Annotated in this window: 24 protein-coding genes; 9 read left to right on the top strand and 15 right to left on the bottom strand. The window is 66.0% G+C overall.

Annotated features, from left to right (window positions below; translation table 11 throughout):
* Position 1 precedes the first annotated feature (1 nt).
* The gene (gene secD, locus J0I99_RS09855; RefSeq protein ID WP_291397279.1) at positions 2 to 2,560 is read right to left on the bottom strand and encodes a protein translocase subunit SecD; all 2,559 of its coding nucleotides are present in this window, start codon (positions 2,558 to 2,560) and stop codon (positions 2 to 4) included.
* 114 nt (positions 2,561 to 2,674) lie between these two features.
* Positions 2,675 to 3,028: a preprotein translocase subunit YajC gene (yajC, locus tag J0I99_RS09850; protein ID WP_291397277.1), complete on the bottom strand. Its 354-nt coding sequence runs from the start codon at positions 3,026 to 3,028 to the stop codon at positions 2,675 to 2,677.
* A 186-nt stretch (positions 3,029 to 3,214) separates the two neighbouring features.
* On the opposite strand from yajC, the gene J0I99_RS09845 reads away from it, so the two are divergent.
* Both J0I99_RS09845 and J0I99_RS09840 read left to right on the top strand, forming a co-directional pair.
* Entirely contained in the window at positions 3,215 to 4,090 is an 876-nt protein-coding gene (locus J0I99_RS09845) for an ATP-binding protein (RefSeq protein WP_291397276.1), read from the top strand.
* Between the two features lie 281 nt (positions 4,091 to 4,371).
* On the top strand, positions 4,372 to 5,352 hold the full coding sequence (locus J0I99_RS09840; protein ID WP_291397275.1) for a hypothetical protein: 981 nt from the start codon (positions 4,372 to 4,374) through the stop codon (positions 5,350 to 5,352).
* Between the two features lie 200 nt (positions 5,353 to 5,552).
* Here the strand turns inward: J0I99_RS09840 and J0I99_RS09835 are convergent, their stop codons facing one another.
* The 9 genes from J0I99_RS09835 to J0I99_RS09795 all read right to left on the bottom strand — a co-directional run bounded on the left by J0I99_RS09835 (position 5,553) and on the right by J0I99_RS09795 (position 15,012).
* A complete protein-coding gene (locus tag J0I99_RS09835; RefSeq protein WP_291391391.1) occupies positions 5,553 to 6,404 on the bottom strand; it encodes a M23 family metallopeptidase in 852 nt (283 codons plus the stop codon).
* A gap of 896 nt (positions 6,405 to 7,300) precedes the next feature.
* Positions 7,301 to 8,065 (bottom strand): 5'/3'-nucleotidase SurE, encoded by a 765-nt coding sequence (surE, locus tag J0I99_RS09830; RefSeq protein WP_291391392.1) that lies wholly within the window; start codon positions 8,063 to 8,065, stop codon positions 7,301 to 7,303.
* Complete coding sequence (gene serS, locus J0I99_RS09825; protein ID WP_291397274.1) at positions 8,062 to 9,534, bottom strand: serine--tRNA ligase; 1,473 nt, start codon at positions 9,532 to 9,534, stop codon at positions 8,062 to 8,064. Before serS ends, surE begins: the two co-directional genes overlap by 4 nt.
* Before the next feature lie 280 nt (positions 9,535 to 9,814).
* Entirely contained in the window at positions 9,815 to 10,573 is a 759-nt protein-coding gene (locus tag J0I99_RS09820; protein ID WP_291397273.1) for a pyridoxine 5'-phosphate synthase, read from the bottom strand.
* Positions 10,574 to 10,735: 162 nt separating this feature from the next.
* Positions 10,736 to 11,623, bottom strand: a complete 888-nt coding sequence (locus J0I99_RS09815) for a DMT family transporter (protein ID WP_291397272.1) — start codon at positions 11,621 to 11,623, stop codon at positions 10,736 to 10,738.
* A 47-nt stretch (positions 11,624 to 11,670) separates the two neighbouring features.
* Positions 11,671 to 12,225, bottom strand: a complete 555-nt coding sequence (gene ilvN / locus J0I99_RS09810; RefSeq protein ID WP_291391396.1) for an acetolactate synthase small subunit — start codon at positions 12,223 to 12,225, stop codon at positions 11,671 to 11,673.
* 11 nt (positions 12,226 to 12,236) lie between these two features.
* Entirely contained in the window at positions 12,237 to 14,006 is a 1,770-nt protein-coding gene (locus tag J0I99_RS09805; RefSeq protein WP_291397271.1) for an acetolactate synthase 3 large subunit, read from the bottom strand.
* Between the two features lie 232 nt (positions 14,007 to 14,238).
* Positions 14,239 to 14,616 carry a DUF2200 domain-containing protein gene (locus tag J0I99_RS09800; protein WP_291397270.1) on the bottom strand — a complete coding sequence of 126 codons (378 nt, stop codon included), beginning with the start codon at positions 14,614 to 14,616 and terminating at the stop codon, positions 14,239 to 14,241.
* Between the two features lie 57 nt (positions 14,617 to 14,673).
* Positions 14,674 to 15,012 carry a YciI family protein gene (locus J0I99_RS09795; protein WP_291397269.1) on the bottom strand — a complete coding sequence of 113 codons (339 nt, stop codon included), beginning with the start codon at positions 15,010 to 15,012 and terminating at the stop codon, positions 14,674 to 14,676.
* 209 nt (positions 15,013 to 15,221) lie between these two features.
* Between J0I99_RS09795 and J0I99_RS09790 the strand changes: the two genes are divergently transcribed.
* The 4 genes from J0I99_RS09790 to J0I99_RS09775 all read left to right on the top strand — a co-directional run bounded on the left by J0I99_RS09790 (position 15,222) and on the right by J0I99_RS09775 (position 19,102).
* Complete coding sequence (locus J0I99_RS09790; RefSeq protein ID WP_291391400.1) at positions 15,222 to 16,100, top strand: phytanoyl-CoA dioxygenase family protein; 879 nt, start codon at positions 15,222 to 15,224, stop codon at positions 16,098 to 16,100.
* A 52-nt stretch (positions 16,101 to 16,152) separates the two neighbouring features.
* A complete protein-coding gene (locus J0I99_RS09785; RefSeq protein WP_291397268.1) occupies positions 16,153 to 17,031 on the top strand; it encodes a sugar phosphate isomerase/epimerase in 879 nt (292 codons plus the stop codon).
* A complete protein-coding gene (locus J0I99_RS09780; RefSeq protein WP_291397267.1) occupies positions 17,028 to 17,783 on the top strand; it encodes an NAD(P)-dependent oxidoreductase in 756 nt (251 codons plus the stop codon). Before J0I99_RS09785 ends, J0I99_RS09780 begins: the two co-directional genes overlap by 4 nt.
* A gap of 104 nt (positions 17,784 to 17,887) precedes the next feature.
* Complete coding sequence (locus tag J0I99_RS09775; protein ID WP_291397266.1) at positions 17,888 to 19,102, top strand: enolase C-terminal domain-like protein; 1,215 nt, start codon at positions 17,888 to 17,890, stop codon at positions 19,100 to 19,102.
* A 138-nt stretch (positions 19,103 to 19,240) separates the two neighbouring features.
* On the opposite strand, the gene J0I99_RS09770 is transcribed toward J0I99_RS09775, so the two are convergent.
* From J0I99_RS09770 to J0I99_RS09760, 3 genes are all read right to left on the bottom strand, one after another.
* Entirely contained in the window at positions 19,241 to 20,023 is a 783-nt protein-coding gene (locus J0I99_RS09770; protein WP_291397265.1) for an orotidine 5'-phosphate decarboxylase / HUMPS family protein, read from the bottom strand.
* Between the two features lie 126 nt (positions 20,024 to 20,149).
* Positions 20,150 to 21,424: an aminotransferase class I/II-fold pyridoxal phosphate-dependent enzyme gene (locus J0I99_RS09765; protein WP_291397264.1), complete on the bottom strand. Its 1,275-nt coding sequence runs from the start codon at positions 21,422 to 21,424 to the stop codon at positions 20,150 to 20,152.
* A gap of 149 nt (positions 21,425 to 21,573) precedes the next feature.
* Positions 21,574 to 22,479, bottom strand: a complete 906-nt coding sequence (locus J0I99_RS09760) for a S1C family serine protease (protein ID WP_291397263.1) — start codon at positions 22,477 to 22,479, stop codon at positions 21,574 to 21,576.
* Positions 22,480 to 22,854: 375 nt separating this feature from the next.
* Between J0I99_RS09760 and motA the strand changes: the two genes are divergently transcribed.
* Together motA and J0I99_RS09750 are read left to right on the top strand one after the other, a co-directional pair.
* Complete coding sequence (gene motA / locus J0I99_RS09755; RefSeq protein WP_291391407.1) at positions 22,855 to 23,718, top strand: flagellar motor stator protein MotA; 864 nt, start codon at positions 22,855 to 22,857, stop codon at positions 23,716 to 23,718.
* Positions 23,719 to 23,728: 10 nt separating this feature from the next.
* On the top strand, positions 23,729 to 24,643 hold the full coding sequence (locus J0I99_RS09750; protein ID WP_291391408.1) for a flagellar motor protein MotB: 915 nt from the start codon (positions 23,729 to 23,731) through the stop codon (positions 24,641 to 24,643).
* 64 nt (positions 24,644 to 24,707) lie between these two features.
* Here the strand turns inward: J0I99_RS09750 and J0I99_RS09745 are convergent, their stop codons facing one another.
* A complete protein-coding gene (locus J0I99_RS09745) occupies positions 24,708 to 24,992 on the bottom strand; it encodes a YMGG-like glycine zipper-containing protein (RefSeq protein WP_291397262.1) in 285 nt (94 codons plus the stop codon).
* A 129-nt stretch (positions 24,993 to 25,121) separates the two neighbouring features.
* Here J0I99_RS09745 and J0I99_RS09740 point away from each other — a divergent pair, with 129 nt between their 5' ends.
* Entirely contained in the window at positions 25,122 to 26,537 is a 1,416-nt protein-coding gene (locus tag J0I99_RS09740; protein WP_291391410.1) for an MATE family efflux transporter, read from the top strand.
* Positions 26,538 to 26,539 lie beyond the last annotated feature (2 nt).

Raw genomic sequence — 26,539 nt, 5'->3', positions numbered from 1 at the left:
GTCAGACCGCGGCGCCGTCGGCGCGCTTGGCTGCCTTGGCCTTCTGCTCCTTGGCCTCCTCGGCTTCGCTGCGCGGCTTGAGCCCGAAATAGATCAGGATCGGGCCGCCGATGAACACCGACGAGTACATGCCGAAGATCGAGCCGAAGGTCATCGCGATGGTGAAGCCACGGATCGACTCGCCGCCGAAGAACACCAGCGGGAACAGCGCCAGCAGCACCGTGAACTGCGTCAGCGACGTCCGCACGATGGTCTGGTTGATCGACAGGTTGATAATCTCGGGGATCGTCATCTTCTTGTATTTGCGCAGGTTTTCGCGCACGCGGTCCGAGATGACGACGGTTTCGTTGAGCGACAGGCCAACGAGGGTCAGCACCGCCGCGATCGAGCTCAGGTTGAACTCCAGCCCGGTCAGCGAGAACAGGCCCACCGTCATGATCACGTCGTGCGCCGTCGTCGTCACCGCCGCCAGGCCGAACTGCCACTCGAAGCGGAACCACACGTACATCAGGATGGCGACCAGCGACACCAGCACGGCGATGGTGCCGTGCAGGCCCAGTTCTCCCGACACCGTGCCGCTCACGGCCTCGGTGCGCCGCACTTCGTAGTTGTCGGTCGCCAGTACCTGCGTGACCTTCTGCACCGCGACCTGCTGCTCGGCATCGCCGCCGGGCTGCAGCTGGATGCGGACCAGCAGGTCCTGCGGCGTGCCGAAGCTCTGCACCTGGACTTCGCCGAGGCCCAGCGGATCGAGCAGTTCGCGCACCTTCGCCGGGTCCGCATCCCCCGCCGCCGTATGCTGCACCTCGATGGCCGACCCGCCGATGAAGTCGATGCCGAGGTTGAAGCCCTTGGTGAAGGCAAGCCCGATCGCCCCGATGGTCAGCACCACCGAGAGCACGATCGCGTAGCGCGACATCTTCATGAAGTCGATCTTGGTGCCGTCCGGGATGAACCGGAAATGCTGGATGCGCAGCGTCTTCGGGCGGCGCCAGCGGTACCAGAGCGAGATGAACAGGCGCGTCACCGTGTAGGCGGTGAACAGCGACGTCAGGATGCCGAGCGCCAGCGTCACGGCAAAGCCCTGGATCGGACCGGAGCCGAGGAAATAGAGCACGATGGCCGCGATCAGCTGCGTCAGGTGCGAGTCGATGATGGTGCCCCAGGCGCGGTGGAAGCCCGCATCCAGCGAGGCGATGATCGACTTGCCCGCCCGTTGCTCCTCGCGCATGCGCTCGTAGATCAGCACGTTGGCGTCCACCGCCACGCCGATCGTCAGCACGATGCCAGCGATGCCCGGCAGGGTCAGCGTCGCCCCCAGCGCAGACAGCGAGCCCAGGATGAGGATGACGTTGAGCCCTAGCGCCACGTTGGCGAACACGCCGAACATGCCGTAGGCGATCACCATGAACGCCACCACCAGAACCGAGGCCACGAGGCCCGCGGTGATGCCGGCATGGATCGAGTCGGCGCCCAGGCTCGGACCCACCGAGCGCTCTTCCACCACATCGAGCGTCGCCGGCAAGGCGCCGGCGCGCAGCAGCACCGCGAGGTCGTTGGCCGATTGCGGCGTGAAGTTGCCGCTGATCTGGCCCGAGCCGCCGGTGATCGCCTGCTGGATGACCGGCGCCGTGATCACCTGGTTGTCGAGCACGATCGCGAAGCGCTTGCCGACATTCTTGGAGGTGATCTCGCCGAACGTGATCGCCCCGCGCGTGTCGAACTGGAAGCTCACCACCGACCGGCCGGTCTGCTGGTCGAAGCCCGGCTGCGCATTGGTCAGCGACTCGCCGCCCAGCTCGATGTTCTCGTTGAGCAGTTCGCTGCCGCCGTCGGCGCTCGGCACGACCACGTAGCCGGCCGGCACGCCCTGCGCTTCGGCCTGCGCCGCCGTCATCGACGGATGCACCAGATGGAACGTCAGCCGTGCCGTCTTGGCGATCAGCTCCTTGAGCCGGGTCGAGTCCTCGAAGCCCGGCACCTGCACGAGCACGCGATTGTCACCCTGGCGCTGGATCGTCGGCTCGGTCGTGCCGACCGCGTCGACGCGGTTGCGGATGACCTCCATCGACTGCGCCACGAGCTGCGACATGCGCGCCGTCACGCCATCGGGGGTCAGCGCCACCACGATCTTGCCGTCCGGCGTCTCCGAGAAGGCCAGCTCGTTCACGCCGCCCACGCCGAACGAGCCCGAAACGCTGGATTGCAGCTTCTGGATCGCCGCCATCGCGGCATCCTTCTGCGTCGGATCCGTCAGCTCGACGGTGACCGAATCCGTACCGGTCGTAATCAGGTTGCCGATGCCGTTCTGGTTGGCCAGCGTCGTGCGCACGTCTCGCCGGAGCGTCTTGATACGCTCGGTGATGATCGAGTCCTTGTTCACCTGCAGCAGCAGGTGCGAGCCGCCCTGCAGGTCGAGGCCGAGCACCACCGTGTTCTTTGGCAGGAAGCCCGGCCACCCCGACAGCACATCCTTGGGCAGGAAGCTCGGAATCGTGAACAAGATGCCAAGCACCGCGACGATGACGATGATGGCTGTGCGCAGGGGCGAGAACTGCATGTCGAGCGTCGGTCCTTGAAGGGCCCAATGGGCTAGCGGAGCCCCGTAAGGGCTCCGCATCTATGTCACAAATGCGTCGGCCGGCCCACGAAGGTGGACCGGCTGCAAGAAGGATCAGGCCTTGTTGTCGTTGACCGGAGCGGACTTCGACCGCACGTCGGTGATGCCGCCACGGGTGATCTTGACGCGCGTGCCCTGGGCGATCTCAACTTCGAGGTCTTCGCCGTCCACCGCCTTGGTCACCTTGCCGACGAGACCGCCGGACGTAACCACGGTGTCGCCGCGGGTGATCGCCGAGAGCATCGCCTGGTGCGCCTTCATGCGCTTCTGCTGGGGGCGGAAGATCAGCAGCCAGAAGATCACGACCAGCAGCAGGATCGGCGCAAACTGGATCAGCAGATCGGCTCCGCCGACGCCGGCGGGGGCGGCACCGGTTGCGGCTTGCGCGAAAGCGGGGGTCACGAACATCAAGAGGCTCCTTGCTCAGTTGGTCTTCGGCCCGTCGGATCGGCCGTGTTGGCCCATATAGGGCAGGTTTCCGGCGATGGGCAGTCCAACCCGGCAAAAATCGCGCGGAATATAGTGGTGGGCGTCAAGGATTGCAAAGCCAATCGGGGTGGTTCAAAAGAGAGGCGTACCCGGGAGTACTGCCTTATGACTGAAGACAATTCCGCCGCCATCGCAGCGGCTCTCGCTCGCATAGCGGATTCGCTCGACGCGCTGCGGCCCGGCGCGAACGCTGCGGCGCCGGCGCTGACCGATGCCGATGCCTATCACTGGGACGCCGCCGCCGGCCTGCTCGTCCCCGTCGCAAGGGTCTCCCGCGTGCCGCTCGCCATGCTCCAGGGCATCGATGATGTCCGCGAGATCCTGTTGCAGAATACCCTGCAGTTCGCGCGCGGCTTTGCCGCCAACAACGCGCTGCTCTGGGGCGCGCGCGGCATGGGCAAGAGCTCGCTGGTCAAGGCCATCCACGCCCATATCAACGCCCTCGGCGAACCCGGCCTCAAGCGCCTCATCCTCATCGAGATCGCCCGCGAGGACATTGAGGCCCTGCCCCGGCTGATGCGCGTCATCTCCCGCGAGGACGCCCGCTTCATCGTCTTCTGCGACGACCTGAGCTTCGACAAGGACGAAACCAGCTACAAGTCGCTGAAGACCATCCTCGATGGCGGCCTCGAGGGCCGGCCCGAGAATGTGCTGTTCTACGCCACCTCCAACCGCCGCCACCTCATGCCACGCGACATGGTCGAGAACGAGCGCTCCACCGCCATCTCCCCCGGCGAGGCCGTGGACGAGAAGGTGTCGCTCTCCGACCGCTTCGGACTTTGGTTGGGCTTCCACAACTGCGACCAGCCGACCTACCTTGCCATGATCCGCGGCTACTGCGACGAGTACGGCATCGTGATCGACGACGAGACCCTGCGTGCCCGCGCCGTAGAATGGTCAATGACCCGCGGCGCCCGCTCCGGTCGCGTCGCCATCCAGTTCGTGAGGGCCCTGGCAGGAGAGCAGGGCAAGGCGATCTAGTTTGTCTGGTGCCAAACCCACCGGCTGTCATCCCTGCGAAAGCAGGGACCCATCCCGCAGCCGGCGCGGACTTCAAGTTGGGCCCCTGCTTTCGCAGGGGTGATACCGAGGCAGGGGCCAGGAAAGCGGAACAAACCGCACCTGCCCTTCCATCCACCGTCATCCCCGGGCGAAGACCCGGGGACCCAGCGATGGTGCGACATCCAATGGGTCCGCGGGTCAAGCCCGCGGATGACGACTGAGAGACTGAGCAAGAGCGAATAATTCCCGAGGGGGGAGCATTGAGTTCGACGCATAGACTGAGGTGGTCGCACGGCGACGCGACCATCGTCACCACCGCCGCCATGCTGACCGACGCCACGTTCAGCCTGCCCAACGGCCCGTTCAAGCCCTTCGCCCGCGCCCCCTGGGTCGGCACCGTCAGCGATCCCGCGATCGTCGGGCACCTGCGCGTCCTCGCCGGCGATTTCGTCGGCCTCCCGTTCGGCACCGGCGGGCGAGAGGCCCCCACCCTGCCCGAATGGTCCGAACTGATGACCCAGCCGGCCAACGGCACCATCCACGGCCCGGCCGCGCACGAGGAATGGACCATCGTCTCCGCCGACGAGCGCTCCGTCACCCTGAGCCTTGACTACGAGCCGCATTCGGTTGTCCGGCGCCTCGAGCGCACCATCTCGGCCCGCGACGGCAGCCCGGCCCTCGATTTCAGCCTGCGCATCTTCGCCCGCCACCAGGCCTCGATCTCGGCCGGCCTCCACCCCAACTTCCGCCTGCCCGAAAAACCCGGTCGGCTCGAATTGAAGGTCGATTTCCAGTTCGGCCTCACCCACCCCGGCCAGACCGCCGTCGGCGACCCGCAGGAGTTCACCAGCCTCGCCTCCGTGCCCATGAATGGCGGCCGCGTCGACATGGGCCATATCCCGCTCACGCCGCGCACCGACAGGAACATCCAGCTCTGCGGGGTCACCAGCCCGCTCACCGGCACCTATCTCGACGAAGGCGCCGGCTTCGAGCTCGATTGGGACCGCAACCTGCTCCCCACGCTGATGTTCTGGCACACCGACGGCGGCATCGGCGGCGAACCCTGGCGCAACCAGTTCCGCGCCATCGGCCTTGAGCCTCTCGCCTCCGCCTTCGACCTGCACACCGACGTCTCGACCGGCCCCAACCCGATCAACAAGCGCGGCATCCGCACCTCGATCGACATCGACCCGCAGAAGCCGCTCGAGATCAAGCACTCGGTCCGGGCGTTCGTCACCTGATCCAGGCGCGAAGCGGCGTACACCCACCGGCTGTCATCCCTGCGAAAGCAGGGATCCATGCATCAGCGAGCGCGGGCTGCGAAATGGATCCCTGCCTTCGCAGGGATGACACCTGTTGATGTGGGCCCCACGATGCCCCCAAAGCAAAAGGCCCCGGTTCTCCGGGGCCCTTCAAATTTCTACCTTCTAATTCCTGCTTCCTACGACGCCAGCAGCGGCACCGGGTCCACCGGGGTTGCGCCCTTGCGCAGTTCGAAGTGGAGCTGCGACTTGGCCACGCCGCCGGTCTTGCCGGCCGTGCCGATATTGTCGCCGCGGTTGACCACCGTGCCCTTGGCCACGTTCATGTCCTTGAGGTGGGCGTAGGCCGACACGTAGCCGTTCGGATGGCGGATGAGGATCAGGTTGCCGTAGCCCTCGACGCCCGAGCCGGCATAGATCACCTGCCCGTTCTCGGCGGCCCGCACCGCGGTGCCTTCCGGCGCCTCGATATTGATGCCGGTGCCCTTGGAATTGGCGAAGTCAGTGATCACGCGGCCCGAGACCGGCCAGCGGAACTTGTCGGCGCCGGACAGCACCGGCTCGGACTTGGGCTGCTCGAGCGGCTTGGCCTCGGCGACCGGGGCGGCCGGAGCGGCATCCGACACCGGGGCGAGCGGCTTCACCGTCGCGGCCGGGGTCTTGGCCTGGGTGTCGAGCGAAGCCACGGCCGTTGGCTTGGCCAGAGGCTGGGCGGCCGGAGCGAGGGTATCGACCGCCTGCGAGGCGCTCGGCTTCGGCCCGAGGGCGGCGAGCGTGGAAGCCTTGCCCGGAATGACGATCTTCTGGCCGACAAAGATCTTGTCCGGCGAGGAGAAGCCGTTCGCCTGGATGATCGCCTGCGCCGTCACGTTGTAGCGGCGTGCCACGGTATAGAGGCTCTCGCCGCTTTCGATCACGTGCACATAGGCGTCCGACGGGACGGAGACGAGCGTATTCGACTGTGGAGCGGGAGCCGACGCCAACTGGGTGGTCGCCGGAACCGGGCTCAGGGGCTGGGCAGCAGGCATCATCGGTTTGCTTCCGTTGGCTGACGAGGTGAGCACAGGCAAGTCTTCGGTCGATACTGAGCCCAGCGGCTGGCTGGAGGCGGATGGCATGGCACTGGACCCGACCATCATCGCGCCGGGGCTGCCATTGCCGCCAATATCTGCGGGGGGGACGAAACGACTCTCGGCCAGCTTGCTGGGCATGGGCTGGGACGCGGGCATCGATGCGGCAGAGTTGACCGAACCGGTCACTGTTCTGTCGAAGCCGAGCCCACCCAGCGAACTGCACCCAGAAAGCGCCGTGGCGCCCACGAGGAGGCCCACAATCGCGGCGGTTTTGAACGCCCTTCCGGTCACGCGGTTACTCATCAGTCCACTCTACGCAGGTACTCAATGGACTGGAGGTTAGGCCGTTAAGGTAAAGAGTGATTTAAATGCGAGGCAATTTGCATGATGCCCCGAACACGGATTCAGGAACCGGTAGGGATACGGCGTCGCCATCCCGGCTGAGCCGTCACAGGTGCGGCCCCATTCCTTGTCGGAGCGGGGCGCCCGAAGGGCAGATGAGGGGGCGTGGAGTACTGCGTTGCCCATCAGGCAGCCCAGGATGAACAACGGTTCAGAGCCCGTTCATCAACATGGTGGGCAGGCGGCCCGAGCAGGGCAGCACCCTCCCCACCTTCGACTGAATGTCCGGGAACCGCCGAGCCGTGACCCGTGGCGAGCCCGCATTCACGACCACCGCCCATGCCGGCAATCCCTGGGATTCCCGGCATCTTCTTCCCTGGGCCGCCAACTTGTCCCCGTCCGCTCCAGCCATGCGACAATCCCCTTCGAACTGAAGCGAGGGGGCAAGGCAATTGTGGCAATCAAGCACGAAGCAGGCGTCAGCAGCGAGCCGCACGAACCGGCTCGCTCGCTCAGAGCCCCACGGCTCCGTCCAGCCGCGCCACCAGGTCGTGATGCGTATGCTGCAACATCAGTGGGGTCACCGTGATGGCATTGCCGTGCATCATCAGCCCGAAGTCGTTCTCCGGATCGATCGGCATGGGCGTCTCGGGAATGGCGATGAAGAACTTCCCGGCGTTGTCGCTCGGGTAGTAGGCCATGGGCGAACGCGAGAAGCGCTGGAACGGCACCACCCGCACGCCGCTCACGTCCTCGGGCGCGCAATAAGGCAGGTTCACGTTGAAATAGGCGTCGCCCCGCGTCTTCACCTCGGCCAGCAGCTGCCGGATCACGCGCACCGAGTAGGTCCGCGCGTTGGTCCAGTTCACCTCGTGCCCGAGCTCGTAGTTGACGCCCTGGCTGATGCCGATGCCCAGCGCGCCGTGCAACGCCCCCTCGCGTGCCCCGGCCACCGTGCCCGAGCAGTTGATGATGTCGCCCATATTCTGCCCGTTATTGACCCCGGACAGCACTAGATCAGGCCGTAAGTCCTTGCAAATATGAGTCATTCCGGCGACGACGCAGTCCGCCGGCGACCCGCCGACCACTGCGTAGACCTGATGCTCCCGCTCCTCGAGCCCGAGTTCGCGCCCGAAGGTAAAGCGGTGCGCCGCACCCGACTGGTTGCCGTCCGGCGCCACCACCCAGATGTCGTCGCTCAGCTCCGCCGCGATCTCGCGCATCACCGCGATGCCGGGCGCGTCGACCCCGTCATCATTGGTGATCAGGATTCTCACGAGCGCGCGCCGATCGTCTTCAGCCCCTTCATGTAGGGCTGCAGCACCTCGGGGATCAGCACCGAGCCATCTTCCTGCTGGTAGTTCTCCATCACCGCGATCAGCGCACGCCCCACCGCGACGCCCGAGCCATTGAGCGTATGCACATGCCGCACCTTGCCGTCCTTGTCGCGGTAGCGTGCATCCATGCGCCGCGCCTGGAAGTCGCCGCACACCGACACCGAGCTGATCTCGCGATAGGTATCCTGCCCCGGCAGCCACGCCTCGAGGTCGTAGGTCTTCTGCGCCCCGAAGCCCATGTCGCCGGTCGACAGCATCATCACCCGGTAGTGGATGCCCAGCTGCCTCAGCACGTCCTCGGCATCACTCAGCATCTTCTCATGCTCGTCGCCCGACGCCTCTGGCGTGGTGATCGCCACCATCTCGACCTTGTTGAACTGGTGCTGCCGCAGCATCCCGCGCGTGTCACGGCCAGCCGACCCGGCCTCCGACCGGAAGCACGGCGTCAGCGCCGTCAGCCGCATCGGCAACTGCTCTTCACTGAGAATGCTCTCGCGCACCATGTTCGTGAGGGGGACTTCGGCAGTTGGAATAAGGTACAGCGCGTTGGCCTTCTCGGCCTGCTGCAACCACTCTTCGCTGCGTGCGCGGTCAAATGTCGCGTTTTCGTCTGCGACTAGAGTGCCATCGACCTCCTTCAGCGCGGCAACTTCCTTGAATTGTGACGCCAGCTTCGGGTCTAGGTCAGCGAGGGCTCTGGATTTGTGTGTCTTGAAGAGGTCCTGCTCGAACTTCGGCAACTGGTTAGTGCCGTAAAGCGCATCGTCCTTCACCAGCAGCGGAGGCTGAACCTCCGTGTACCCATGCTCGTCCACATGCAGGTCAAGCATGAACTGCCCGATCGCCCGCTCGAGCCGCGCCAGATGGCTCTTCAGCACCACGAAGCGCGCGCCCGACAGCTTGGCCGCGACCTCGAAATCCATTTGCCCCAGCGCCTCGCCGGTCTCGAAGTGCTCCCTGGGCCTGTAGCCGAAGCTGGGCTTGGCCGGCCGGTTCTTCGCGGCCGTCTCGGGCGACCCATTCCGCCCGAAATACTCGACATTGTCGCTCTCGTCGTTGCCGCGCGGCACTTCGGCGAGCGGCAGGTTCGGGATCACCGACAGCGCCTGCCGGAGCTTGTCCTCGGCTTCCTTGCGCGCCGCCTCGCCCGACTGCACGACGTCCTTGAGGTGGGCCACCTCGTCCATCAGCGCCTGCGCCTTGGCGTCGTCCTTCTGCGCCTTGGCCTGGCCGATCTGCTTTGAAAGCGCGTTGCGCTTCGCCTGCGCCTCCTCGACCGCCGCGATCGCCGTGCGCCGGGACTCGTCCATCTCCAGCAACTGCGCGGCCGTGAACGGCACATTCTTGCGCCCCGCGAGGGCAGCATCGAATGCGGCGGGATTGGCTTTGATCCAGTTGATGTCGAACATTTCGGGCCTGAAAACGGGGAAGGCGTCCTGCATAGCGGATTGGGGTGTGGGATCAAGGGGGCACAACCCCCGAACCATTCACCTCAGCGCGGGAAGAACACTCTCCCCGCCAGGGAGCAACGTGTACTCTGGCTCGCACCACCCACCGGGTCATCCCCGCGAAAGCGGGGATCTCAGTTCTTGCCGCGGGCGCTGCAAACGGAGGTTTCCGCTTTCGCGGGGATGACACCGTGAGTTATGGCAGGCACCGGATGAGACCGTCCGCTTCAGCGACGCACCGTCAGGAGCACGCCAGCTTGTAGTGCCGCACCGTCTCCGCCATCCCATAGATCAGCGCATCCGCCGTGATCGCATGCCCGATCGAGACTTCGGCGAGGTCCGGGATCGCGTGCTTGAGCGGCGGCAGGTTGACGAGGTTGAGGTCGTGTCCGGCGTTGACCAGCAGGCCGCCCTGCCCCGGCCGCGCATTGTGCCCGACCGCTCGCGCCGCGTCCGCGGTCTCCTTCAGCGCCGCGAGGTGCACCGCCTGCACCTCGGGCTTCAGCGCCCCGCCATAGGGTCCGGTGTAGAGCTCCACCCGGTCGGCCCCCACGCTCGCCGCTGCCGCCGGTGCCGAAGCCTCGGCATTGATGAACAGCGACACGCGGATACCTGCCGCTTTCATCCGCTCGATCGCCGGCACCAGCACGGCGCGATTGGCCTCGATGTTCCAGCCGTGGTCCGATGTCGCCTGCATCGGATCGTCGGGCACGAACGTCACCTGGTCGGGCTTTGCCCGCTCGACCAGCGTCAGGAAATCCTCGGTCGGATAGCCCTCGATGTTGAACTCGCGCCCCGGATAGTCCTGCCGCAGCAGCGTCACCAGCTCGAACACGTCGGTCCGCCGGATATGCCGCTCGTCGGGCCGCGGATGCACCGTGATCCCGTCCGCCCCGGCATCGAGGGCAATCCGGGCAATGTCGGTCACGCTCGGCCACGGCACGCTGCGCCGGTTGCGGAGCATGGCGACGGCGTTGAGGTTCACGGAAAGATGCGTCATGGCGGCCCCACCGGAGCGTTGTCAGGAAAGGGTTGAGACTTTTCCGGTTCGACAGCGCGACAATAATAATGACTAGGTTCAGCTGCTTACCGCATCGCGACCCCGCCAGCCAATCGAACGTTGTGATGGCGACCATCGCCTGGCGCGATACCCGCCGTCCGATCATGCGACCGGAGCAAGCCGGCGCCGCCGCTCGTCGAGCAGCACGATGGCGAGCCCGCTTGCCACCACCAGCGCGATCCCGGCCAGAGCCAGCGCGTTCGGCAATTGCCCGAACACCGCCAGCCCCGAGACCACCGCCCAGAAGGTGAAGAAGTAGTAGAACGGCACCACGGCGCTGGTCGGCCCCACCCGGTACGCCATGAAGATGAAGAAGTGCCCGAAGATCAGGAACAGGCCCGATCCTGCCAGCAGCAGCAGGTGGTGCGCCTGCGGCATCACCCAGCTCTCGGTCGCCACATGCATCGCCGCGGCCCCGACCAGCACCACGATCACCGCTGACATGGCGACGATCATGCCCGGCACCTCGTGCCCGATGCGCCGCCCGGCGATGTCGCGCACCGCGCACAGCACCGCGTTGGCGAGGGCCAGCAAGGCGTACACCGAAATGCCCTGCATGGTCGGTTGCGCCACCATCAGCGCGCCGACGAAGCCCAGCCCGATCAGCCCCATCCGGACCGCCCCGATCCTCTCGCCGAACAGGATCGACGCGCCCAGCAGCACGAGCAGCGGCGTGATCTGCCCGAGCGCCGAGGCGTCGGCGATCGGCATGTTGGCGAGCGCCACGATGTAGCACAGGATGGCGCCTGTCTCGGCGAGGTTGCGCGCCAGGACGCGCCGCTCGAACAGTTGCGGCAGGTTCCGCCCATAGCCGAGCGCGAACAGCAGCGGCATGCCCCACAGCGCCGCCGCGATGCCGCGCATCGTCAGCACCTGGTATGGCGGCAGCCCCTCCGTCGCGAGCTTCATCAGCGTGTCGTTGATGACATACGACCCGGTCGCGATGACCATGAACAACGGCCCGCGGAACGGGTGGCTGGCAAACGACACGACTATCCCCTCATGACAGGGCCGGGATCGCTCCCGGCCGCAACGTCTTACATGCGCTCGGCGCCGCGCGATATCGCGGCCAGCCCGGTCCGCACAACTTCCACCAGCCCGAGCGGCACCATGAGCGAGATGAAGCTATCGATCTTGGAAGGCTTGCCGGTCACCTCGAACACGAAGCTCTCCGTCGTCGCATCGACGATCTGCGCCCGGAACGCATCGGCGAGCCGCAGCGCTTCGGCGCGCAACTCGCCGGTGCCGCCCACCTTGATCAGCGCCAGTTCGCGCTCCAGCGCCTTGCCCTCGGCCGTCAGGTCGTGAACCCGGTGCACCGGCACCAGCCGCTCGAGCTGCAGCTTGATCTGCGCCAGCACCTTGGGCGTCGCAACCGTAACCACGGTGATACGGCTCAACCCCTTCTCGTGCTCGGTCTCTGAGACCGTGAGGCTGTCGATATTGTAGCCCCGCGCCGAGAACAGCCCGACCACGCGGGCGAGGATGCCCGGCTCGTTGTCGACCAGCACCGAGAGCGTATGCCGCTCGGCGGTCTGCGTTTCCGCGGCGAGGAAATAGGCCGAACCGCTCGGCTGAAGATGTGCGTTCATGTGTTCTCTCCTCAAACCAGCTGGCGACCCTTGGCGTCTATGACGGCACCAATGTCTTCGGCAAAGTCGGGCAGGATCATTTCGTTGTGCGGCTTGCCCGACGGAATCATCGGCAGGCAGTTCTCGTGCTTTTCGACCAGGCAGTCGAAGATCACCGGGCCGTCGTAGTCGAGCATCTCGGCGATTGCCGCATCCAGCTTCTTCGGATCGTCGCACTTGATGCCCTTGGCGCCATAGGCTTCCGCGAGCTTCACGAAGTCCGGCAGGCTCTCCGAATAGCTGTGGGCGTAGCGGCCGCCATGCAGCAGGTCCTGCCACTGCCGGACCATGCCCATGCGCTCGTTGTTGAGAATGAAGATCTTGATCGGCAGGCGGTACTGCACCGCCGTCGAGATCTCCTGCATGGTCATCTGCACCGACGCCTCGCCGGCGATGTCGACCACCAGCGCGTCCGGATGCGCCACCTGCACGCCGACCGCGGCCGGCAGGCCGTAGCCCATCGTCCCAAGGCCACCGGAGGTCATCCAGTGGTTCGGCTTGTCGAAGTGGAAGTGCTGCGCCGCCCACATCTGGTGCTGCCCCACCTCGGTGGTGATGAAGACCTCGCGCTCCCTGGTCGCCTCGTAGAGGCGCTGGATCGCGTATTGCGGCTTGATCGTCGTACTGGAGTTCTTGAACCCCAGCGAGTTGACGGCCCGCCACTGCTCGATCTGTTTCCACCACGGCGCGATCGCCTCGGTGCGCGGCTGGTTGGTCTTGCTCCGCCAGATCCGCACCATCTCCTCGAGCACCAGCCCGCAGTCCCCCACGATCGGCAGGTCGATGCGGACGTTCTTGTTGATCGAAGACGGGTCGATATCGACGTGGATCTTGGTCGAGCCCGGCGAGAAAGCGTCGATGCGGCCGGTGATGCGGTCGTCGAAGCGCGCGCCGATGTTGATCATCAGGTCGCAGTCATGCATCGCCATGTTGGCTTCGTAGGTACCGTGCATGCCCAGCATGCCCATCCACTGCGGATTGGAGCCGGGGAAGGAACCCAGCCCCATCAGCGTCGAGGTCACCGGGAAGCCGGTGAGTTCGGCCAGTTCGCGCAGCTTCTCGCTCGCTTCCGGGCCGGAATTCACGACGCCGCCGCCGGTATAGAAGATCGGCCGCTCGGCGCGCAGCATCAGGTCCACCGCCTGCTCGATGGCGGCGAGGTCGCCGCCGGTCGCCGGGTGGTAGCTCTTGTGGCGCGTCGCAGAGATCTCGTCGGCGCTGTAATAGGTGCCGAGGGCGAACTGCACGTCCTTCGGAATGTCGATCAGCACCGGACCGGGCCGGCCGGTGCGGGCGATATGGAACGCCTCATGCAGCACGCGCGGCAGGTCGGCGACCGACTTCACCAGGTAGTTGTGCTTCGTGCACGAGCGGGTGATGCCGACCGTGTCGCACTCCTGGAAGGCATCCGAGCCGATCAGCGCCGTCGGCACCTGCGCGGTGAGCACGACGATCGGGATCGAATCCATCAGCGCGTCGGTGAGCGGGGTGACGACATTGGTCGCGCCCGGCCCGGACGTCACCAGCACGACGCCGACCTTGCCGGTCGAACGGGCATAGCCCTCGGCCATGTGACCGGCGCCCTGCTCGTGCCGCACCAGGATGTGCTGCACCTTGTCCTGCTGGAACAGCGCATCATAGATCGGCAACGCCGCGCCGCCCGGGTAGCCGAAGATGTGCTCGACCCCCTGATCCGTGAGCGCCTGGATCACCATCTCCGCGCCCGTCATTTGCTCGGCCATTTGTAACTCCCACTCCGGCTTCGCCGGCCTCTATTCGCTTCACTGCGCCGCCAGCGGCGGAAAATCGGCAACAAAAAAGGCCCCGCTAGGGACCTTCGATCGAGCGCACCGAACCCTCGCGGGTACTCTGTGTCACCCCGCGCGCCCGATGCGCCCCACTACTACGATAAGCTTCTGCACGGATGTGCTCCAAATTCAGGTTCGGCTTTATGGGCGCGGCGGCGGTGGGGTGTCAAGGGGCTGCGGCATGCGTCCCGCCCGGCGCGCGCAATATCTTCTCCATCGCCTTCCCCTTCGCCAGTTCGTCGATCAGCTTGTCGAGATAGCGGATCTCCCGCATCGTCGACTCCTCGATCTGCTCGACCCGCACCCCGCAGACCACGCCCGTGATCAGCGTGCGCGACGGATTCATCCGCGGCGCTCCAGCGAAGAAGTCCTCGAAGCTGGTCCCCTTCGCCAGCTCGTCCTCCAGCGTCGCCTGGCTGTGCCCTGTCAGCCAGCGGATGATCTCGTCGACCTCAGCCTTCGTGCGCCCCTTCCGCTCGGCCTTGGCCACATAGTGCGGGTACACGCTCGCGACGCTCATAGAATAGATGCGGTGCCTGTCCATGGGGCCTCCTTGGGTCCGCGAGCGATCCTCCGACCCGGGCTGGCCAAGATCAACCCCTCAGTTGAACCCCCGCACCTCGACCGATGCCCGGCATGCCACCGCGGCCTTGCGCCCCCACTCCAGCGCCTCGTCCAGGCTGACCGCCTCGAGCACCCAGAACCCGCCGATATGCTCCTTGGTCTCGATGTAGGGTCCGTCGGTAACGCTCAGCCCCCCGTCCGGCTGCCGCCGCACCGCCTTGGCCGCGCGCACCGGCTGCAGCCCGCCGACGAAGACCCGTACGCCGGCGGCCACCATTTCTTCGTTGAGCGCGTCAATGTCGCGGCCCATTGCTTCGTCCTCGAGGGCGGCGTCGTAGTCCTCCGGATGGTGGATGGCGATCAGGTACCGGCTCATGGCTATCTCCTCGAATGCTCCTCAGGCGGAATTTCTCGTCCAGCCTGCAAGCCTAGTCGAACGACCAGCGTGACGTTCGACAAACGTGGTTGGAGTGCACCACTACGACATCGCGCGCTATCCCCACCTGTGCATTCGACCAATGGCAGGCTCCACCGGCCCCCGCTTCCGTGCTTGTCTGACATTTCACAGCACGAGGAGGGTGTTACGTGACGAGGCAGTTCCAGGTGCTTACGCCTGAGCAGGCGCAGCATTTCATCGAGAGGGGCTATGTCCGTATCAAGGGCTGCCTCGACCCGGCCCTGGCCAGGAAGTGGACCGACCAGGCCTACGGCCGCCTCGGCTACGACCCCGTGGACCGCTCCACCTGGACCAAGGACATCGTCTGGATGGATCGCCACAACATCGCGTCGATCAAGGATATCTCGCCCAAGGGCTGGGCCGCGCTGTGCGACGTCACCGGCGGCGCGGACCGCATCGATCACCGCGTCATGGAGATCGAGTCCCAGCACTTCACCACCATCGATTCAACCGAGTGGTCCGACGCCTTTGTGGTCAACTTCCGCCGCGGCGCCGACAAGCCGTGGGTCAAGCCCTCGGTCGAGGCCGGCGGCTGGCATAAGGACGGCAGCTTCTTCCGCCACTTCCTCGACAGCCGCGAACAGGGCCTTCTGACCATCGTCTACTGGTCCGACGTGGTCCACAAGGGCGGTGGCACCTTCGTTGCGCCCGACTCGATCAAGGTGGTGGCGCAGTACCTCGCCGAGCACCCCGAGGGGGTCGATGATGGCGATGCCTTCGGCAAGCTGATCGAGCAGTGCCACGAATTCGAGGAGATCACCGGCGAGACCGGCGACTTCATCATCCTCCACCCTTTCATGCTGCACGCCTCGTCCAACAACCACTCGGGCAATGTGCGTTTCATGACCAACCCTCCGGTGGTGCTGAAGGAACCGATGAACCTCAACCGGGACGACCCCGCGGACTTCTCGCTGATCGAGCTGGCTACGCTCCATGCCCTGGGCAAGGAGCGCTACGATTTCCGACCCACCATGCCGCGCGAGGAGCGCTGGAAGGTCATCGGCTGACGACCGCCACAGAGCGGTCACCGGAAGGACAGGACATCAAATGCGACTAGGAATGAGCGGGTGTTTTCTGCCCGCCAATATGAACGACATCGATTCCGCCATGTGCCAGCGGGTCCGTGCCCTTGGCTTCAGTGGCATCTTCACCCGCTTCCGCGACAACGACCCGTTGACCACCCCGCGCGCCGACGCGGAACGTCTGAAGTCGCTGCTGTCCGGAGAAGGCGTGCAGCTGTTCCAGACCACCGGCTACTGGCAGAACCTCGTCACCTCCGACGAAGCCGCCCGCGCGCAATCGGTGCGCGTCCTCCAGGCCGCGCTGAAGCTGGCGGGCTGGATGGGCGCCCGCGGCATCGACACCGGCCCCGGCTCGATGAACCCCGCCGGCCCCTGGTTCCCGCACCCGGACAACTGGACGGCCAGGGCCGAGGCGCAGCTCATCCGGTCGCTCAAGGAATGTGCGAAGGCCGCTGAAGATGCCGGCGTGTTCCTCAGCCTCGAGTCGCATTCGCTGGTGACACCCCGCACACCCGAGATCGCCGCCCGCATCCTCGATGCTGTCGATAGTCCCTGGGTCCGCTGCGACTACGATTCCGCCAACTGGATCACGCTCGAGACGATCTACGACACCACCGGAGCCCTGAACGCCCATTTCGACCTCCTCGGCAGGCATATCTGCAGTGCCCACGCCAAGGACATCTGGGTCGAGAACCGCCTCGCCATCCACCTGCAGGACGGCTGCCCGGGCAAGGGCCTGATGGATTTCGAAACCTTGTTTACCCGGTTGGAGGGGCTCGATCCGGATTACCCCATGATCGCCGAAGGCAACTCGACCGAGGAACTGCCCGAAGTCAGCGCGCTCTTCCATGCGACGGCCAGCAAGCTCGGCATCCGTGTCCTCGATACCGACGAGCGCCCGGAGATCGCCAAGTGAAGCTCCTTCTTATCGGCGGCGCCGGCCACGTCGGCAAGCTCATCACGCCCTACCTCAAGCGCCACCACACCCTGCGCGTCCTCGATCTCGCCGACCCCGCCGACCCGGATGTAGAGCACATCTACGGCTCGGTCCTCGATCCCGACATCATCCGTCACGCCCTCGATGGCGTCGATGCCTTCATCTGGCTCGCCATGCGCAGTGCCCAAGGCGGCATGGTCACCGACCAGGACGTCGAGACCATCGTCAACAACTACGACCTCAACACCAAGGCGCTGCACCTGTTCCTGTTCCTCGCGCAGGAAGCGGGGGTGAAACGCGGCGTCTATACGAGTTCGATGAGCGTCCACTATCGCGCCCGCGAGTTTTACCCCACCGAGGACACCGTTCCACTCGACTCCCCCTCCGTCTACGGGCTGTCGAAAGGTTTCGGCGAGCAGATCTGCGCCTACTTCGCCCGCTGGTTCGGCATGGACATCCTCGGGCTCCGCATCAGCGGCCCGCGCACCCGCGCCGACTTCCTCGCCCAGCGCCGAAACCCGCAGCGCGCCGGCGACGGCAGCTTTGTCTACCCGCTCGACGAGGAAGACATGGCCAACGCCTATCTCGGCGCCCTCGCCGCGCTCGGCGACGAGCCGCGCTACGAGTCCATCTTCATCGTTGGCGACGAGGCGGGCGAGGAACACAATCTGTCAAAGGCGGAGCGCCTGATCGGCTGGCGCCCGCAGTCGCAGCATTTGCTCGAGGGCTAGGACCACGCGGCGCCCGGCGGGCCCCTGATTTGGAGCCTTGCCACCGGCGTCCCGCGAAAGCGGGAATCTCTGTTCGACACGACATCATTGCTGAGGGGAATTTGATGACCAGGATCACCGGGATCGAGACGATCCGCACGCGCGCCGACGGCACCTGGCTGTTCGTCAAGGTGCTCACCGACCAGCCCGGCCTTTACGGCATCGGCTCGGCCTCGGATCACTATCGCGCCAGGGTCGTCCAGACCGCCGTGGAAACCGTGGCGCCGCTGATCATCGGCCGCGATGCCAGCCGCATCGAGGACATCTGGCAGTCGATCTACACCTGCGGCTACTGGCGTAACGACGCGATCATGAACACCGTGCAGGCCGGCATCGACATGGCCCTGTGGGACATCAAGGGCAAGGAAGCCGGCATGCCGGTCTACCAGCTGCTCGGTGGCAAGACGCGCAGCGCCGTCGCCGCCTACGCCCACGCGCAGGGCGATACCCTCACCGAGCTCGAGGACGACGTCCGCCGCTACTGGGAGGAAGGCTACACCGTCATCCGCTGCCAGCTCGGCAACTACGGCGGCGGCGGCTTCCTCGATCGCGCCGATGCCCGCGGTCCGAAGAACCACTGGCCGCAGGACAAGGCCTTCGACGACGACGCCTACCTAAAGGCCATCCCCGAGATGTTCGCCCACCTGCGCGACAAGCTCGGCTGGGGCCCGAAATTCACCCACGACGTGCACGAGCACCTCGCCCCGCACAATGCCGTCCAGCTCGCCAAGCTGCTCGAGCCCTACCGCCTCTTCTTCCTCGAGGATCTGCTCTCGCCCGAGCAGGTGCAATGGTATCGCCTCGTCCGCCAGCAATGCGCCACGCCGCAGGCCATGGGCGAACTGTTCATCAACCCGCACGAATACCTGCCGCTGATCACCGAGCGGCTGATCGATTTCGTCCGCATCCGCGTCAGCAAGGGCGGCGGCATCACCCCGGCCCGCAAGGTCGCGACCCTGTGCGAGTGGTTCGGCGTCCAGACCGCCTGGCAGGAGGGCGGCGACAACGACCCGGTCAACCAGATGGCCGCCATGCATGTCGACCTCGCCTCGACCGCCTTCGGCATCCAGGAGGAGAACCACTTCAAGCCCGAGGAATACGACCTGTTCCCCGGCCACGCCCTGCTCGAGGGCGGCTACCTTTACGGCAATGACCAGCCCGGACTCGGCATCGACATCGATGTGAAGAAGGCCGAGGCCCTGCTCGACCCCGACAAGGCCGCGAAGTCCTACTACATGGCCGAAGACCGCCGCCGCGACGGCTCGATCGTCCGGCCGTAGGGAAACCGGCCGCGCCACATCGCCCCCTCTCCCTTGGGGGGTTGGGGTGAGGGGGCCTTGCCGCCTGCACCGAGGGGCGAGGAAGGCCCCTTACCCGGCCCTGCGCCGACCTCTCCCAAGGGAGAGGTGAGGCCAGGGCTATCCCGCCGCCGACACCTTCGCGATGAACGTCCGCACCAACTCGGTGATCTCGGCCGGAGGCAGTCCGTAGCGCGACCCCGAATCCGCCACGCCCATGTTGCCACTGATCACGAATGCCCGCAGCCCCGCCTTCGCCAGTCCCTCCGCCTGCTCGATGCTCAGCCCGCCAACCACCTGCACCGACGCCACCTTGCCGACCCGCTCGAATACCGCCTGCGCCGTGTCGGCCAGGTAGCTTGACGCCCACAGCTCCGGATCTGCCCGCCGTGCGTCGAGTTGCAGGTGCAGCCCCACGCCGTCGATCCCGGCTTCCACCATCCGCTCCGCCACATCCACAGCGACCGACGCTGGGCCCTGCAGCGGCAGCAGGATGTCCGCGAAGGCCAGCCGCGGCAGTTCCGGGTCGCGCTCGCGAAACTCGTCGCGCACCGCGCAGACCGCCTTGGCGCTGGGCACCCCGGCCGCCGCGAGGAAGTCGATGATGTTCCCGCCGCCCTCGTAGACGGTGCGCGCCTCGAACCCGCCGCCGTCCATCGTCTTCATGTCGGCCAGCAGCAGCGCCTCCGGAAAGCGCTGCCGGAACACCGGCACCACGTTCCGCACGCCCTCGTACTTGCACAGCGGCGTGCCGATCTCGACCAGCGTGATCCCCGCATTGAGCGCCGCCCGCGCCACCATCAGTCCCTGCGGGATATTGTCGACATCCACCGAGATCTGGAACGTGAACTGGGTGCGCAACAGCTCCAGCACGCGCGCAGACGCGGGATGGGAGACAGTCATGGCGGTGAATCCTCCGGCGCGGCAGGCGTCATTGTTATGGCCGCGCGCGGACGGTGCCTTCCCTGTCCGGGACCGTCAAGGAGACGAAGGGCGAATCCGCCCTCCGTCCGATCGATCGCCAAGAGCTCAGCTGACCTTGGCCAGCGCCTGCTCCACGTCGGCGATGATGTCGTCGATATGCTCGATACCCACCGAGATGCGCACCAGGTCCTCGGACACGCCGGCCTTCGCCAGTTCCTCCGGCGACAACTGCCGATGCGTGGTCGAAGCGGGATGGCAGGCGAGCGACTTGGCGTCGCCGATATTCACCAGCCGGTAGATCATCTGCAGCGCGTCGATGAACTGCCCGCCGGCGACCGCCCCGCCCTTGATGCCGAAGCTGATGATGCCCGAGGCCTTGCCCTTGCTGATCTTCTTGGCCGTGGCGTTGTACTTGCTGTCGGGCAGCGCGGCGTAGTTCACCCACGCGACCTTGGGGTGCTTCTTCAGCCAGGCGGCCAGCGCCTCGGCATTCTCGCAGTGCCGCTCCATGCGCAGGCCCAGCGTCTCGAGGCCCATCAGGAACAGGAAGGCACTATGCGGCGAGAGCGCGGCGCCGGTATTGCGCAGCGGCACAACGCGGGCGCGGCCGATGAACGCTGCCGGCCCGAGCGCCTCGGTATAGACGACGCCGTGATAGGACGGATCCGGCTCGTTGAGCAGCGGGAAGCGATCCTTGTTTGCCTTCCAGTCGAACTTGCCCGAGTCGACGATGAGGCCGCCGATCGAGTTGCCGTGCCCGCCGATATACTTGGTCAGCGCGTGCACCACGATGTCGGCGCCGAAATCGATCGGCCGGCACAGGTAGGGAGTCGCCACCGTGTTGTCGACGATCAGCGGCACGCCGTGCCTGTGCGCAATCTCGGCGAGGCGCTGGATGTCGACGACGTTGCCCGCCGGGTTGCCGATCGACTCGCAGAACACCGCCTTGGTGTTCTTGTCGATCAGCTTCTCGAGCCCGTCGAAATCGCCCTGGTCGGCTAGCCGGACCTCGATGCCCTGGCGCGGGAAGGTATGGACGAACAGGTTGTAGGTGCCGCCATAGAGCTGGCTGACCGACACGATGTTGTCGCCGGCCTGCGCAATGGTCTGGATCGCGTAGGTGATCGCCGCCATGCCCGACGCAAGCGCGAGACCGGCAATGCCGCCCTCCATCTCGGCCACCCGCGCCTCGAGCACGGCGGTCGTCGGGTTCATGATGCGCGTGTAGATGTTACCCGGCACGGCCAGGTTGAACAGGTCTGCGCCGTGCTGCGTGTCGTCGAATGTGTACGACGTCGTCTGGTAGATCGGCACCGCGGCGGCCTTGGTCGTCGCCTCCGGCGTATAGCCGTGGTGCAGTGCGATGGATTCGAGCTTCATTGTTCTTCCTTCCCTTCTTGGTCCCGCGCCAGTCTGCTAGCACCCAAAGGAAGAAATGGCACGCCTTGTCCGTGGGCCGGCATTCTCCGATACGCGCCCGAACTGAAACATCGTTTCAGCCGTAAGTGGCACCGGGAGATGCCGCTGCCTCACTGCAGCATGGGCTTCTTCAGATAGGCGTTGCGGTCTGCCGACTTCACCCGCACCCAGTTCTCGCGGCCATCGCGCACGATGCGCATCGGCACCTCCGCACCGGCCGGACCGACTTCCCATAGCTTGCGGTAGAAGTCCGCCAGCCCCTCGACCGCGCCGTCCCGCACGTCGGAGATGACGTCGCCGCGCCTGAGCCCGGCCCGGTCGGCCGGCCCGTTGTCGGCTACGCTCATCACCACCACCTCGCCGTCGCTTTCGGCGGAAAAGACACCGAGCCACGGACGCGGCGGCTTGTCGACGCTGCCCCGAGCCAGCAGCTCATCGAGGATCGGCGGCAGCAGGTCGATCGGCACCGCCATGTTGATATCGGCAACCTCGCCGTTACGCGACATCTGCAGCCTGAGCGAACCGATGCCGAGGAGCTTGCCGTCGGCGCCCATCAGGCCGGCCCCACCCCATGAGGGATGGGCCGGGGCGATGAAGATCGCCTCGTCGAGCAGGTACTCCCAGTAGCCGGCGAACTCCTGCTTGGCGACGATGGTCGCCCGTACGGAACGCCCCTGCCCGTCGGCAAAGATCACGGCGTCGCCCAGCTGCGACTTCGAGGAATTGCCCAGTTCCAGCGCCGGCAGCTCGAGCGGCATCAGCGCCTGCACCAGCCCGAAGCCCGTCGTCTGGTCGTAGGCGACCGGGTGCGCCGGGATCTGCCGCCCGTCATGCGTCCCCAGCCAGACCTCCTCCGCCTCGGTGATGAGATAGCCGATGGTCAGCACCAGCCCGCTTTCGCGGATGACTACGCCGCTCCCTTCGCGAATCGTGCCCAGTGTCGGGGCCGTGAAGGCGTCGTCGGGAATGGTCGCGCGCAACGTGACGATGGAGGGCAGGATGGGATCGAAGGTCATGGGGTCCTCCTGTGCCTGAGAGTTATGGCCCCCAGCAGGGGCAGGTCCAGCGGCGGGTTTGATCTCCCATCAGGTAGGACGCCGCCGGGCTCCACACAAGGCGACCTTCGCGGCTCCAGCGCATGCATGGGATCGTTCCGCCCCGGTCTGCTTGCAGCATGTTGCAGGCCGCCGATTAGCCGAACCTTAACCGGGGCATAGGACAGTGCTCCGGCGCGTATCTCACCCGACACCTGCCACGTGGCAGCAGCGTCCGGAGCGATGTTGAAGGTGCCTCGCAGAAGCGAGTTTTGAGTTGCGGGCTCCCTGCCCCTGGCCGCGTCGCGAACGGCCAGTCTGTCGGGAACCCGCCTTTGGTTCGGGGCTTGGCGCCGCATGCGTGTCGTAATCGGTATTGTTGTCATCTTCGCCAGCGTATTGGGCGGCTACGTGGCCATGGGCGGCCACATCGAAGTGCTGATCCAGCCGTTCGAGGCGCTCATCATCCTCGGAGCGGCCTTCGGCGCCTACATCATCGGTAACACCGGGCCGGTCCTGAAGCAGACCGGCTCCATCTTCGGCATCCTGTTCCGCGGTCCCCGCTACAACAAGGAAGCCTACGTCGAACTGCTCGGTCTGCAGTACACCCTATTCAAGCTGGTGCAGGCCAAGGGCGTGCTCGCCCTCGAGCAGCACATCGAGAATCCCGAGCAGTCCTCGATCTTCGAGCGCTTCCCCACCTTCATGAAGAACCATCACGCCGTCGTCTTCATGTGCGACTACCTGCGCATGGTGACGCTGGGCACCAACGTCGTGCACGAGATGGAGTCCCTCATGGACGAGGAACTCGAGACCCACCACCAGGAGAACGAGCGCCTCGTAAACGCCGTCCAGGCGCTCGCCGACGGCACGCCCGCCCTGGGCATCGTGGCTGCCGTGCTCGGCGTGATCAAGACCATGGGCGCCATCAGCGAGCCCCCCGAAGTGCTCGGCCACATGATCGGCGGCGCTCTCGTCGGCACCTTTCTCGGCGTGTTCGTCGCCTATGGCTTCTTCGGCCCCATGGCGCAGTCGCTGAGAAACATCTTCGAGGCCGAGTCCAAATACTTCCTGTCGATGAAGGTCGGCCTGCTCGCCCACATGTCGGGCTACGCCCCGTCCATCGCCATCGAGTTCGCCAGGAAGGCGCTGATGAGCGAAGTGCGTCCGAGCTTCGCCGAGATCGATGAAGCCACCGCCAACCTGCCCGCACTGACCTAGGTCCGTCGCCATGGCCAACGGAAACCTTCAGCCCATCATCATCAAGAAGGTCGTCAAGGCGGGCCACGGCCACCACGGCGGAGCCTGGAAGATCGCCTACGCCGACTTCGTGACGGCCATGATGGCCTTCTTCCTGCTGCTGTGGCTCATCAGCATGACCACGCCCGAGCAGAAGAAGGGCCTCGCGGACTACTTCGCCCCGCCCAACGTCAGCGAGAATTCGAGCGGCGCCGGCGGCGTTATGGGCGGTCAGGCGATGTCCGAGGACGGTGCGAAGATCCGCCTGGAGGCCACCAAGGATGCCCTGACGGCTCCGGAAAGCAGCGAGGCCGGTCCGCAGGCCGAGGCGCGCGGGGGAACCGACGAGAACGGTGGCAATGACAAGGCGGCCCTCCTCGCTTCCACCGTCGCGATGAACTCAGCGCAGAACAAGGACTTCCATGCCGCAGCCGCGAGCATTCGGCAGGCCTGGCAGGCCAATCCCGACCTGACGACGGTCGCCGACAACCTGCTCGTCGAGGAGACTCAGGAAGGGCTGAACATCGAGATCATCGACCAGGAGGGCAGGCCGATGTTCCCGGAGGGGTCGAAGTACCCCTACGAAACGACCCGCAAGGCCATCGCCACGCTCGCACCGATCCTGCAGAAGCTGTCGAGCCAGATCACCATCGCCGGCCACACCGCGGCCGGGGCTGCCTATCCCAACCCGCGCTATGGCGCCTGGGAACTGTCCTCCGACCGCGCCAACGCCGTGCGCTCGATCCTGGGGGAATTCGGCCTGTCGGACGATCGGGTCCGCTCCGTGGTCGGCCGGGCTGCTGCCGATCCCCTCTTCCCCAACGACCCCTATCTGGCGGGCAACGGTCGCGTCGAGATCGTGGTCAACTACGAAGCGCCGCCGGTTCCCGCCGGACTGAAGCCCTGATCTGCAAAAGAAGATGGCCCGGTTATGTACCGGGCCACCTGTCTTCTCTTTCTCGTGGCCGCGTTCAGCCGCGCGGCGCGCACGCCGCCACATACCGGCGGCCATAACGGTCTTCCCACACGCACTTGGTGGGATCGCGGTCATAGCGGCCGATCAGTTCGCCGGCCACGGCACCGGTGATACCGCCCGCGGCGGCGCCGACGAGTGCTCCGCCCACAGTGCCGGTGGTGACACCGCCGATGACGGCGCCGGTGACGGCACCAACGCTCGCCCCCTTTTCGGTGGTCGAGCACGCCGCCAGCGACAGCGAAGCAGTGAGCACGACGGCAATGGACAGGATCTTGCGCATGAATAACCCTCCGGGTGGTTCTTGTTTGGACGAGCCCGGAGCGGGAATGCCCGGCACGCCCATTGGTTCCCCGGCTTGAGACATTTCCGCGATTGGGTTAAGGCTCGCCCGCGATTGGAACTACCGAACATGGCTACGACTGGAACGGTGCCGGCTTCCGGCATCGATAGCGCTGATTCCTCTTCGAGCTGGGGGCACGAACTCCGGGCCAGCTTCGCGCTGGCCTGGCCACTGATCGTCGCGCAGCTGGCGCAGAACCTGCTTTTCACTACCGATGTCGTGCTGATGGGCTGGTTGGGCCCCAAGTATCTTGCTGCCGGCACGCTCGCGGGCGCCTTCCTCATCCCGTTCCAGTTGACCGGTATCGGCATCGTCGGCGCGGTGGCGCCGCTGGTCGCCCAGGCCAGGGGGCGCGGCGACACCAAGGCCGTTCGGCGCATCGTGCGCCAGGGCTTCTGGGTCGCATTGGTTATTGCCACCCTCCTTATCCCCATCGTCCTGAGCATCCGGCCGATCTATCTGGCCCTCGGTCAGGATCCCGAAGTCACGGCCCTGGCCGAGTCCTACATGTTCGCCGGCTTCTGGATGCTCTACCCCACGCTGGGCATCATGGTGGTGCGCTCGTTCCTGTCGGCCTTCTCGGCAACTCGTGTCATTCTCGTCGTCACGGTCATCGGCGTGCTGGTCAATGGCCTCGTCGCCTACACCCTGATCTTCGGTCACTTCGGCTTTCCGCGCCTTGAACTGCGCGGCGCGGCCATCGCGACGGGCCTCGTGAACGTGGTGATGTTCCTGGCGCTGCTCGGCTACATACTGACGCATCGAAGGCTCAAGCGCTTCCACGTCCTTGCCCGCTTCTTCAAGCCGGACTGGCCGCGCTTCTTCGAGATCCTGCGCATCGGCCTGCCGATCGGCCTGACCGTCGCCGCGGAAGTCGGCCTGTTCTCGGTCGCCGCCATGCTGATGGGCCGGCTCGGCACCGACGAGACGGCGGCACACGCGGTGGCGCTGCAACTGGCTTCGATGGCCTTCATGGTCCCGCTCGGGCTCGGCATGGCCGCGACCGTCCGGGTCGGGCTCGCCTACGGCCGTCGCGACCAGGAAGCGGTGCGCAAGGCAGCCTGGACCGCGATCGTCCTGGGCGTTGGCTTCATGACGCTTACGGCATCGCTGTTCCTCGCGCTGCCCCACGCCCTGGTCGCCATCTTCCTCGACAGCAACGATCCGGCGAACGCCACGGCGCTGGCCCTGGCTGCCGGATACCTCGCCATCGCGGGCCTGTTCCAGATCGCCGACGGCGCGCAGGTCGTCGCGGCACATTCGCTGCGCGGCCTCAGCGACACGCGCGTGCCGAGCCTGTTGGCCATCTTCGGTTACTGGTTCGTCGGCCTGCCGACCGCCTATGTGCTCGGCTTCGTGGTGGGCTGGCGCGGCACCGGGGTGTGGCTCGGTCTCGCCGCCGGCCTCGCCTTCGTCGCCGTCCTGCTGCTCGTCCGTTTCGCCATGCGCCGGCGGCTCGGACTGCTGAAGGCCATTGCCGCATAGCC

This window comes from Devosia sp. (assembly GCF_017307495.1).
Classification (GTDB): domain Bacteria; phylum Pseudomonadota; class Alphaproteobacteria; order Rhizobiales; family Devosiaceae; genus Devosia_A.
The sequence above is the reverse complement of the archived record's forward strand: the minus strand, read 5'-3'. Positions and strand labels throughout refer to the sequence as shown.

Bases quoted from the DNA above. Each gene is read 5' to 3' on its own strand.
- secD (WP_291397279.1), bottom strand. From the start codon at position 2,560: ATGCAGTTCTCGCCCCTGCGCACAGCCATCATCGTCATCGTCGCGGTG.
- yajC (WP_291397277.1), bottom strand. From the start codon at position 3,028: ATGTTCGTGACCCCCGCTTTCGCGCAAGCCGCAACCGGTGCCGCCCCC.
- J0I99_RS09845 (WP_291397276.1), top strand. From the start codon at position 3,215: ATGACTGAAGACAATTCCGCCGCCATCGCAGCGGCTCTCGCTCGCATA.
- J0I99_RS09835 (WP_291391391.1), bottom strand. From the start codon at position 6,404: ATGATGCCTGCTGCCCAGCCCCTGAGCCCGGTTCCGGCGACCACCCAG.
- serS (WP_291397274.1), bottom strand. From the start codon at position 9,534: ATGTTCGACATCAACTGGATCAAAGCCAATCCCGCCGCATTCGATGCT.
- J0I99_RS09820 (WP_291397273.1), bottom strand. From the start codon at position 10,573: ATGACGCATCTTTCCGTGAACCTCAACGCCGTCGCCATGCTCCGCAAC.
- ilvN (WP_291391396.1), bottom strand. From the start codon at position 12,225: ATGAACGCACATCTTCAGCCGAGCGGTTCGGCCTATTTCCTCGCCGCG.
- J0I99_RS09805 (WP_291397271.1), bottom strand. From the start codon at position 14,006: ATGGCCGAGCAAATGACGGGCGCGGAGATGGTGATCCAGGCGCTCACG.
- J0I99_RS09800 (WP_291397270.1), bottom strand. From the start codon at position 14,616: ATGGACAGGCACCGCATCTATTCTATGAGCGTCGCGAGCGTGTACCCG.
- J0I99_RS09795 (WP_291397269.1), bottom strand. From the start codon at position 15,012: ATGAGCCGGTACCTGATCGCCATCCACCATCCGGAGGACTACGACGCC.
- J0I99_RS09785 (WP_291397268.1), top strand. From the start codon at position 16,153: ATGAGCGGGTGTTTTCTGCCCGCCAATATGAACGACATCGATTCCGCC.
- J0I99_RS09775 (WP_291397266.1), top strand. From the start codon at position 17,888: ATGACCAGGATCACCGGGATCGAGACGATCCGCACGCGCGCCGACGGC.
- J0I99_RS09770 (WP_291397265.1), bottom strand. From the start codon at position 20,023: ATGACTGTCTCCCATCCCGCGTCTGCGCGCGTGCTGGAGCTGTTGCGC.
- J0I99_RS09765 (WP_291397264.1), bottom strand. From the start codon at position 21,424: ATGAAGCTCGAATCCATCGCACTGCACCACGGCTATACGCCGGAGGCG.
- J0I99_RS09760 (WP_291397263.1), bottom strand. From the start codon at position 22,479: ATGACCTTCGATCCCATCCTGCCCTCCATCGTCACGTTGCGCGCGACC.
- motA (WP_291391407.1), top strand. From the start codon at position 22,855: ATGCGTGTCGTAATCGGTATTGTTGTCATCTTCGCCAGCGTATTGGGC.
- J0I99_RS09750 (WP_291391408.1), top strand. From the start codon at position 23,729: ATGGCCAACGGAAACCTTCAGCCCATCATCATCAAGAAGGTCGTCAAG.
- J0I99_RS09745 (WP_291397262.1), bottom strand. From the start codon at position 24,992: ATGCGCAAGATCCTGTCCATTGCCGTCGTGCTCACTGCTTCGCTGTCG.
- J0I99_RS09740 (WP_291391410.1), top strand. From the start codon at position 25,122: ATGGCTACGACTGGAACGGTGCCGGCTTCCGGCATCGATAGCGCTGAT.